Source organism: Bacillus nakamurai, assembly GCF_001584325.1.
GTDB classification, from domain to species: Bacteria; Bacillota; Bacilli; order Bacillales; family Bacillaceae; genus Bacillus; species Bacillus nakamurai.
In genome coordinates this window covers 1-8,357 of the sequence record NZ_LSAZ01000033.1, presented here as the reverse complement: position 1 = coordinate 8,357, position 8,357 = coordinate 1, and the positions used below count along the sequence as shown (strand labels likewise).

The following is an 8,357-nucleotide window of genomic DNA, read 5'->3' as shown; positions in this document are numbered from 1 at the left end:
GAAGTGCTTTTTTTTTTTTTTGAAAACGACAAAACTTGTGAATCCTCTACAGAATGAGTCAAAGGGATTTCTTCCTGAAAATCGAAATGGTATGTAGTATCAACTCAAAAGCTCAAGGAGGAATCCGATGTCAGAGTTTGAAAAACTTGTTAGTGAACAGATGAAGATCATGGATCAGCTTCTCGAGCTGCAGTCGGAACTTGACCGCTGCAGGCAGGTCGAAGCGGAGCTCATCAGTTTGGAAAGAGATGCAAAACTGGACAACGTTCAGGATGAAATCGCAATCAAGCGAAAAGATCTGGCTGGCATACAGGAGCTATTCCAGAAGCAGACAGAGCAGGTCATCCAATCCTATCGCAGCACAGAAAAGACGTCTTCCTATGTGCAGAGATGAATGTGCCATTCCGGAAGCGGGATGGTTCTTTTATTTTCATTTTTTTATTCGTAACGGTATAATAGTGAAAAGACTTGTCGGAAGCAATTGCGGCTGCAATGACTGCAGGGCTTTACAGAAAGTAGGGGAGAAATATGGGATATCCCAAGGAAGGAGAAACCATTCAAATTCACAGCTATAAGCATAACGGGCTGCTTCATCGAATTTGGAACGAAACGACGATTTTAAAAAGTACGGAAATGTGCATTATCGGAGCAAATGACCGGACAATGGTGACGGAATCTGACGGCCGGACATGGATAACGAGAGAGCCTGCGATTTGCTATTTTCATGCGCGGCAGTGGTTTAACGTCATCGGGATGCTGAGAGATGACGGGGTTCACTATTATTGCAACATCAGCTCGCCGTTCGCCTACGACGGAGAGGCCATTAAATATATTGATTACGATCTGGATGTCAAAGTCTTTCCGGATATGACGTATAATATTCTTGACGAAGATGAGTATGATGACCACCGCAAATCAATGAATTATCCTAAGGAAATCGACAGCATTCTGAAGGAATATTTAAATACGCTGCTTCACTGGATTCATCAGCGGAAAGGACCGTTTGCTCCGGAATTTGTTGATATGTGGTATGAACGGTATCTGCGCTATACAAAATAAAGAATACGAAAAAACCTGTTGGCGGGTCAACAGGTTTTTCACATGGGCTCACACGCCTTAAAGAGAGAGGGGGATAAAGTGTGGGCGTGATCAGACGCTATATGCAATTTGTAAAACCTTATAAAAAACAAATCTTTATCACAGTATTAATCGGAATCATAAAATTCTCCATCCCGCTCGCGCTTCCCCTGCTGTTAAAGTATGTCGTCGATGACATTATTCAAGGAGGCGGCACGGCAAGCGCTAAAACATCGTCATTGTTCACCATTATGGGAATCATGCTCGTGCTGTTTTTAGTCCTGCGTCCTCCTGTAGAATATTATCGGCAATATTTTGCGCAATGGACGGGCAGCCGGGTGCTCTATGACATCAGAGCGGCATTGTTTGACCATATTCAAAAGCTGAGCCTGCGGTTTTATGCCAATACGAGAACGGGCGAAATCATTTCCCGGGTGATAAATGACGTTGAGCAGACAAAAGATTTTGTCATCACCGGGCTGATGAATATTTGGCTCGATATGATGACCGTTCTGATCGTCATCTGCATCATGCTGACCCTCGATATAAAACTGACGCTGATATCCGTTATTTTATTCCCTTTATACGGCATTTCAGTCAAGTACTTTTACGGCCGTTTGCGAAAACTGACAAGAGAGCGGTCACAGGCCCTTGCTCAAGTTCAAGGCCACCTTCACGAGCGGGTTCAGGGGATGCCGGTCATACGAAGCTTTGCGATTGAAGACTACGAACAAGCAAATTTTGATGAAAAAAACGGGCATTTTCTGAACAAAGCGATCCGTCATACGAATTGGAACGCAAAAACATTTGCCGTTGTGAATACCATTACGGATTTAGCGCCTCTTATTGTCATCGCCTTTGCCGGCTATTTTGTCATTAACGGGCCGCTGACTGTCGGAACAATGGTTGCCTTCGTCGGCTATATCGACAGAATGTACAATCCGGTCAGAAGATTGATTAACTCTTCAACTACGCTGACCCAGTCAATCGCTTCCATGGACCGCGTGTTTGAATTTATCGATGAACCGTATGAGCTGACTGATAAACCAGACGCGGTAAAAGCAGACGGCATCAAGGGCGAAGTCGAATTTCAGAACGTCTCGTTCAGTTATGAAGAAGGAAAAGAAAACATATTGCGGGATGTATCCTTGCAGGTGAAAAAAGGAGAAACAGTAGCGCTTGTCGGCATGAGCGGCGGCGGGAAATCGACGCTCGTCAGCCTCATTCCGAGGTTTTACGACGTATCAAGCGGCAGCCTGCTGATTGACGGCATTGATATTCGCGACTATGAAGCGAGAAGCCTCCGCAATCAAGTGGGGATGGTGCTTCAAGACACATTCTTATTCAGCGAAACCATTCGGGAAAATATCGCGATCGGCCAGCCGGAAGCGTCTCTGGATGAAGTGATTGCAGCAGCGAAAGCGGCAAATGCCCACGAATTTATCATGGGGTTTCCGGAAGGCTATGAAACCCGGGTCGGCGAACGGGGAGTAAAATTATCAGGCGGACAGAAACAGCGCATCTCCATCGCCCGGGTATTCTTAAAAAATCCGCCGCTGTTAATTCTTGATGAAGCAACATCGGCGCTTGATCTTGAAAGTGAACACTATATTCAGGAAGCGATGGACAAGCTGGCAAAAAACCGGACGACGTTTATCGTTGCCCACAGGCTGTCCACCATTACCCATGCGGATAAAATCGTGGTCATGGAAAACGGCGCCATCATTGAAACAGGCACACACGGGGAATTGATGGGGCGTGACAGCCAATACAAACACTTATTTACCATTCAGAATTTAAATTGACATCACATCTTATATCGCCGGCTGCGGCGGTATAAGATTTTTTTTATACAAAAAAACCCGGTTTTTCTGATACCGGGTTACTCTTCCTCTGTTTCTAATTCACTGTCTTTCGGATGGTACGTTTGAAAACTTGTGATCAATGTATCCAGATGCTCCAGCTGTTCGCGGTATTCCGCCGCAGCCGCCATAATGCTGAGCATGTTATAATCGAGCAGTTCATCCTCACAGTTTTGCTGGTTTTTTAAAAAGGACTTTGTTAACAGCTGTTTATATCGTATACCTTCTTCTTCTGAATCATCATGCGGTTTGATCTTGCCGACCGTCCGCATCAAAATCCGTTCGTGCCAGTGAAGCAGATAATCGATTTCCTCTGTGAGCGTCGTCTGAAATTCCTCAGGCATATGATAAATTTCATTTTCATAACGATGCAGCTTTTTCAGCATATCAAGAGCCCGATTTGCCGTAATAATCGCCTGCCTGAATAAAACAAGCTTTCGTGACTTCACATAAGTCGTTTTCTTAAAGTAGCTTCTTTCTTCTTTGTAAAGAAGGTACGTCTGATCAAGCTTTATCATTTTTTCCTTCAGCTTTTCGATATCCTCTTTCAATATCGAATGCTCTGTCGACTGCCGCATGGTCAGCCTGATCCATTTCATGATCTCATCCGTATTTTCTACGGTATGATGAGTCAGCTTCGTTTCGTATTTCGGCGGAAGGAACACAAGGTTCACGATAAAGGAAGATAGCACACCTAAAATAACGGTGCTTGTTCGTATTAAAGCGAACGTCAGAAAGCTGTTTCCGGGTGTTTCCAAAATCGCGATGACCGTAACGAGCGCAATCGAAATGGTATGTTCGATTTTTAATTTTAACATAATCGTAATGACAATCACTGCGGTTAATCCGATCATAATCGGACTGGGGCCGAAAATCAGTCCAAACACTGTAGCGATGATAGCGCCGATGATATTTGCCTGTACTTGATCAATAATGATAAGAAAAGACCTGTAAATAGAGGGCTGTATGGCAAATATGGCTGCAATCCCTGCAAAGATCGGCGAAGGCAGTCCGATCCATGAAGCTAAATAGAGAGCAAGCGTAATCGCAATCCCTGTTTTAAAAATGCGGGCACCAAGTTTCATTGGTTTGTGCGTGCATTCCTTTCTCTAATAAATTATGTGCCGAACGAACGGCTGACACTTACATTCCCCTGTCAGTTTATTTGCTAAACAATAAAGTAATATACAGGGATCATACCAAATATTCAAGGTCTTTTTTTGGAAAAACCATTATCTCACATATTGGCCCAAAATAAAAAGCGGAAGCCTGAGGCTTCCGCTTGTTTTCAGTCTTTATTTTTTCATATGCCTGAACGCATCTTCCACGGCTTGTAAAGTGGCGTCGATATCTTCTTCGGTATGGGCGGTTGTGATAAACCACGCTTCGTACTTAGAGGGGGCAAGATTGATTCCGCGTTCCAGCATTAATTTAAAGAAAGCTGCAAACGCTTCTCCGTCCGTATTTTCCGCCTGCTCGTAATTGACTACCTTTTCATCGGTAAAGTAAACCGTAAGCGCGCCTTTTAAGCGGTTGACGGTTATTGTAATGCCGTGTGTCGCGGCATGCGCGAGAATGCCTTTTTCAAGCTTGGCGCCAAGCTTGTCAAGCTGGTCATATACGCCTTTTTCCTTCAGCACTTCAAGACAGGCAATTCCTGATAAAATTGATGCGGGGTTTCCGGCCATCGTTCCGGCTTGATATGCCGGGCCGAGCGGAGCAACCTGCTCCATAATTTCTTTTTTGCCGCCGTAAGCGCCGATCGGAAGGCCGCCTCCGATAATTTTTCCGAGCGCCGTTAAATCGGGCTTGACCTGCAAGAGATCCTGCGCGCCCCCGTACATAAAACGAAACGCCGTGATCACTTCATCATAAATGACAAGCGCGCCCGCTTCGTGGGTCAATTCATTTACTTTTTCTAAAAAGCCTTCTTTCGGTTCAACGATGCCGAAGTTGCCGACAATCGGTTCAACGAGCACAGCCGCAATTTCTGAGCCCCATTTATCCAATGCTGCCTGATAGCTTTCAATGTCATTGAAAGGAACGGTAATGACCTCATTGGCAATGCTTTTCGGTACACCGGCGGAATCCGGCGTTCCGAGTGTGGATGGACCTGACCCGGCAGCCACCAGCACCAGATCAGAATGGCCGTGATAGCAGCCAGCGAATTTGATGATTTTCGTCCGTCCGGTATAAGCGCGCGCAACCCGGATTGTTGTCATCACGGCTTCTGTTCCTGAGTTTACGAATCTTACTTTATCGAGTGAAGGGATAGCTTCCTTCAGCATTTTGGCGAATGTTACCTCATGCTTTGTCGGTGTGCCGTACAGGACGCCGTTTTCAGCGGCTTTCTTGATCGCTTCCGTAATATGCGGGTGCGCGTGGCCTGTAATGATAGGACCGTATGCCGCCAAATAATCAATATACTGATTTCCGTCGACATCCCAAAAATAAGCGCCGTTTGCCTTCTCCATCGCAACGGGCGAACCGCCGCCTACTGCTTTATAAGATCTGGACGGGCTGTTCACCCCTCCGACGATATGCTTTAACGCTTCGTTATGAAGTTCAACTGATTTTGTATACAAAAATGACCCTCCTAATATCTCCTTACGTCATTTCCTATTGTAGCATGCTTCAATACAAGCACAACGGTTCAAGCTTCGTAAAAAAGGCCAATCTAATCCAGGGAGGATAACGGTTGTAATCTCGCCGTGAATTGGATACGCTTAATAAAAAAACCGGAGGTACAAGAAATGGCTATTGAAATCGGACAAACGGCACCGGATATGAAATTGCAAAATGACAGCGGGGAAGAGGTCTCTTTGACAGACTTTAAAGGAAAGTACATTGTTCTTTATTTTTACCCGAAAGACATGACGCCGGGATGCACGACTGAAGCATGCGATTTCCGCGATCAGCACGAAAGCTTTGCGGGGCTTGATGCGGTTATTATCGGGGTAAGTCCTGACAGCCGGGACAAGCATGAAAAATTCAAAGAGAAGCATGATCTTCCTTTTCAGCTTCTTGTAGATGACGAGCACAAACTGGCGGAAGCCTTCGATGTGTGGAAATTGAAGAAGAATTTCGGAAAAGAATACATGGGAATTGAGCGGTCTACTTTCTTATTAGACAAAGAAGGCCGTCTTGTGAAGGAGTGGAGAAAGGTAAAAGTAAAAGACCATGTCACAGAGGCTCTTCGCGAATTGGAGCAAATTGCGGCAAAATAATGGACAAACGTTTGAAATCCCGGGCTTTCCTCCAGATTACATTTGACAGGTAACCGGTAAAAGATGTACACTAATTATAAACATTATAAAGTAAGAATCTTTTTTAGAAGAGAGGTGCATGACGGATGGCTGCACATGAATTAAAAGAAGCCTTAGACACGTTGAAGGATACGGGAGTCCGAATTACTCCTCAACGTCATGCGATTCTGGAATATCTCGTGGATTCTATGGCTCATCCGACAGCAGACGATATATATAAAGCTTTGGAAGGGAAATTCCCTAATATGAGTGTTGCGACAGTTTATAACAATTTGCGTGTATTCCGGGAAGCGGGACTTGTAAAGGAACTGACGTACGGTGATGCGTCCAGCAGATTTGACTTTGTCACCTCAGACCATTATCACGCCATTTGTGAAAATTGCGGCAAAATCGTGGACTTTCATTATCCGGGGCTTGACGAAGTGGAACAGCTTGCGGCTCATGTAACAGGCTTTAAGGTAAGCCACCACCGTTTGGAGATTTACGGTGTCTGCCAAGAGTGTTCCAAAAAAGAAAACCATTAAACGAAGCTGACCGCTTTGATACGGTCAGCTTTGTTTATTTCACGCTGTTTTTTCTGTTATATGCCTCATCAAATGCTTTGCCTTCTAATCCTTTGTCTAATGTGAGCGGCTCTCTGCAATGCATACACATATCGACTCTGCCCAGAATTTTTGTTTCTTTCTCACAGGCGGGGCATATCACACGAACCGCCTTTGTTGACAGCATGCCGATCCAAAAATAAACGGCGGTGCTGAGACCGATAGATAACAGGCCAAGAATCATAAATAAGCTGGCGAGCAAAACAGACTGCTTAAAGAACAACCCGATGTACATAATGATAAATCCAACGAAAACCAAACTTAACGCAAACGTTCTGATTTTATTAATTTTGCTGGAGTATTTCGCCATGTCCATCCCCCTCTGGTTTAACTATAGCATAAAATGAATGGTATATTCTTCATGTTTTCGTAAGAAAAGGGAGAAATAATATGGATGCCAGAAGGAAAATTGTTTATAATAGTGCAATGTGTTTAGAAAAAAGGACTTTCATGTTTTATCATAGAAATGTAGAAACAAAAGCTAGTGAAACAATCGCATTGGAGGAATCGTAATGGACAATCTTCTCCGTCCAATTTACCAAGAAAGAGCAAGTCATCCCGATACGCTGGCCGTCCTTATGATTGAGAGAAGGAGCAAAGCATCATCCATCACAGATAACTTTGATGCGGTCATGCTCGTCATTGTCAAACAGGCTGAAGAGCCTCTTTTTATAAAACACTATGAATTGAAACACAAAACAGCCTCTTTACATATTGTAACGGATGCCTTGCTGCAGGAATGGATTTTGCTCGGCACAAATAGAAGAATTATAGATTGGGTCATAAACGGCAAGGTGCTGTTTGACCGTAACGAATATATATCGGAACTTATTGACCGGCTTAATACATTTCCGTTCGCCGAACGTAAATTGAAAATCGGAATGGAATACGGCAAGCTGATCAGAAGATATGTGGAAGGAAAAGCTTTCTTTGAAGCCAATCAATTTCTTGATGCATACTATGCGGTTGTTCACGCGCTGCACCATTTGGCCCGCATTGAAGTGATTGACAGAGGTTTTTATCCTGAAACCACGGTGTGGAATCAGGTCCGCCATATTGAGCCGCAAGTATACAAGTTATATTCCGAGCTTGTAGAGAGCCGCGAAAGTTTGGAGAAAAGACTCGAATTATTATTCTTGGCAAATGATTTTCTGATCCATTCGAAAGCAGAGATCGGTTCTGCCCACCTCTATCAAGTAATGAAAGATAAAGAGCTGTGGCAGTTTGGAGAACTGCTTCAGCATCCCGACCTGCTGCATTTCACCCAAGACCTCGGTGTTATGCTCGATTACCTGACAGAAAAGGGCTTGATTGAAGTTTGTCAAATAGAGACCAAAGGGCAAGAGGTTTATCATCGCGGATATTCTTTTAAAAAAGATGTTGACGCTGAATCATAGCCATGTTATATTATTAAACGTCGCTGATGCGCTTTAACAAAAAGCACACAGCGGCGGAGAAATAAAAAGAAAAAACATTTGACACTGAGTTGTCAAAATGTTATACTGAGAAAGTCGCCTCAAGACGAGGTGGAGATGATCTTTGAAAACTAA

General features: G+C 44.2%; 9 protein-coding genes. 6 read left to right on the top strand and 3 right to left on the bottom strand.

Annotated features, from left to right (window positions below):
* Window positions 1-127: 127 nt before the first annotated feature.
* The 3 genes from AXI59_RS13895 (at window position 128) to AXI59_RS13885 (ending at window position 2,882) form a co-directional block, all read left to right on the top strand.
* Window positions 128-394 (top strand): YgaB family protein, encoded by a 267-nt coding sequence (locus AXI59_RS13895; RefSeq protein ID WP_061528539.1) that lies wholly within the window; start codon window positions 128-130, stop codon window positions 392-394.
* Between the two features lie 134 nt (window positions 395-528).
* The gene (gene ntdP / locus AXI59_RS13890; RefSeq protein WP_061520370.1) at window positions 529-1,059 is read left to right on the top strand and encodes a nucleoside tri-diphosphate phosphatase; all 531 of its coding nucleotides are present in this window, start codon (window positions 529-531) and stop codon (window positions 1,057-1,059) included.
* An 80-nt stretch (window positions 1,060-1,139) separates the two neighbouring features.
* The gene (locus tag AXI59_RS13885) at window positions 1,140-2,882 is read left to right on the top strand and encodes an ABC transporter ATP-binding protein (protein ID WP_061520371.1); all 1,743 of its coding nucleotides are present in this window, start codon (window positions 1,140-1,142) and stop codon (window positions 2,880-2,882) included.
* A gap of 77 nt (window positions 2,883-2,959) precedes the next feature.
* Here AXI59_RS13885 and AXI59_RS13880 read toward each other — a convergent pair whose 3' ends face one another.
* Together AXI59_RS13880 and AXI59_RS13875 are read right to left on the bottom strand one after the other, a co-directional pair.
* Window positions 2,960-4,024, bottom strand: a complete 1,065-nt coding sequence (locus tag AXI59_RS13880; RefSeq protein WP_061520372.1) for an aromatic acid exporter family protein — start codon at window positions 4,022-4,024, stop codon at window positions 2,960-2,962.
* Window positions 4,025-4,234: 210 nt separating this feature from the next.
* Complete coding sequence (locus AXI59_RS13875; protein ID WP_061528538.1) at window positions 4,235-5,524, bottom strand: glutamate-1-semialdehyde 2,1-aminomutase; 1,290 nt, start codon at window positions 5,522-5,524, stop codon at window positions 4,235-4,237.
* A gap of 168 nt (window positions 5,525-5,692) precedes the next feature.
* Here AXI59_RS13875 and bcp point away from each other — a divergent pair, with 168 nt between their 5' ends.
* Window positions 5,693-6,166 carry a thioredoxin-dependent thiol peroxidase gene (gene bcp, locus AXI59_RS13870; protein ID WP_061520374.1) on the top strand — a complete coding sequence of 158 codons (474 nt, stop codon included), beginning with the start codon at window positions 5,693-5,695 and terminating at the stop codon, window positions 6,164-6,166.
* Window positions 6,167-6,291: 125 nt separating this feature from the next.
* Window positions 6,292-6,729, top strand: a complete 438-nt coding sequence (gene perR, locus AXI59_RS13865) for a peroxide-responsive transcriptional repressor PerR (RefSeq protein WP_013351502.1) — start codon at window positions 6,292-6,294, stop codon at window positions 6,727-6,729.
* A 34-nt stretch (window positions 6,730-6,763) separates the two neighbouring features.
* Here the strand turns inward: perR and AXI59_RS13860 are convergent, their stop codons facing one another.
* Entirely contained in the window at window positions 6,764-7,117 is a 354-nt protein-coding gene (locus tag AXI59_RS13860; RefSeq protein ID WP_061520375.1) for a YgzB family protein, read from the bottom strand.
* 202 nt (window positions 7,118-7,319) lie between these two features.
* Between AXI59_RS13860 and AXI59_RS13855 the strand changes: the two genes are divergently transcribed.
* Window positions 7,320-8,204: a nucleotidyltransferase-like protein gene (locus AXI59_RS13855; RefSeq protein WP_061528537.1), complete on the top strand. Its 885-nt coding sequence runs from the start codon at window positions 7,320-7,322 to the stop codon at window positions 8,202-8,204.
* Window positions 8,205-8,357: the final 153 nt, after the last annotated feature.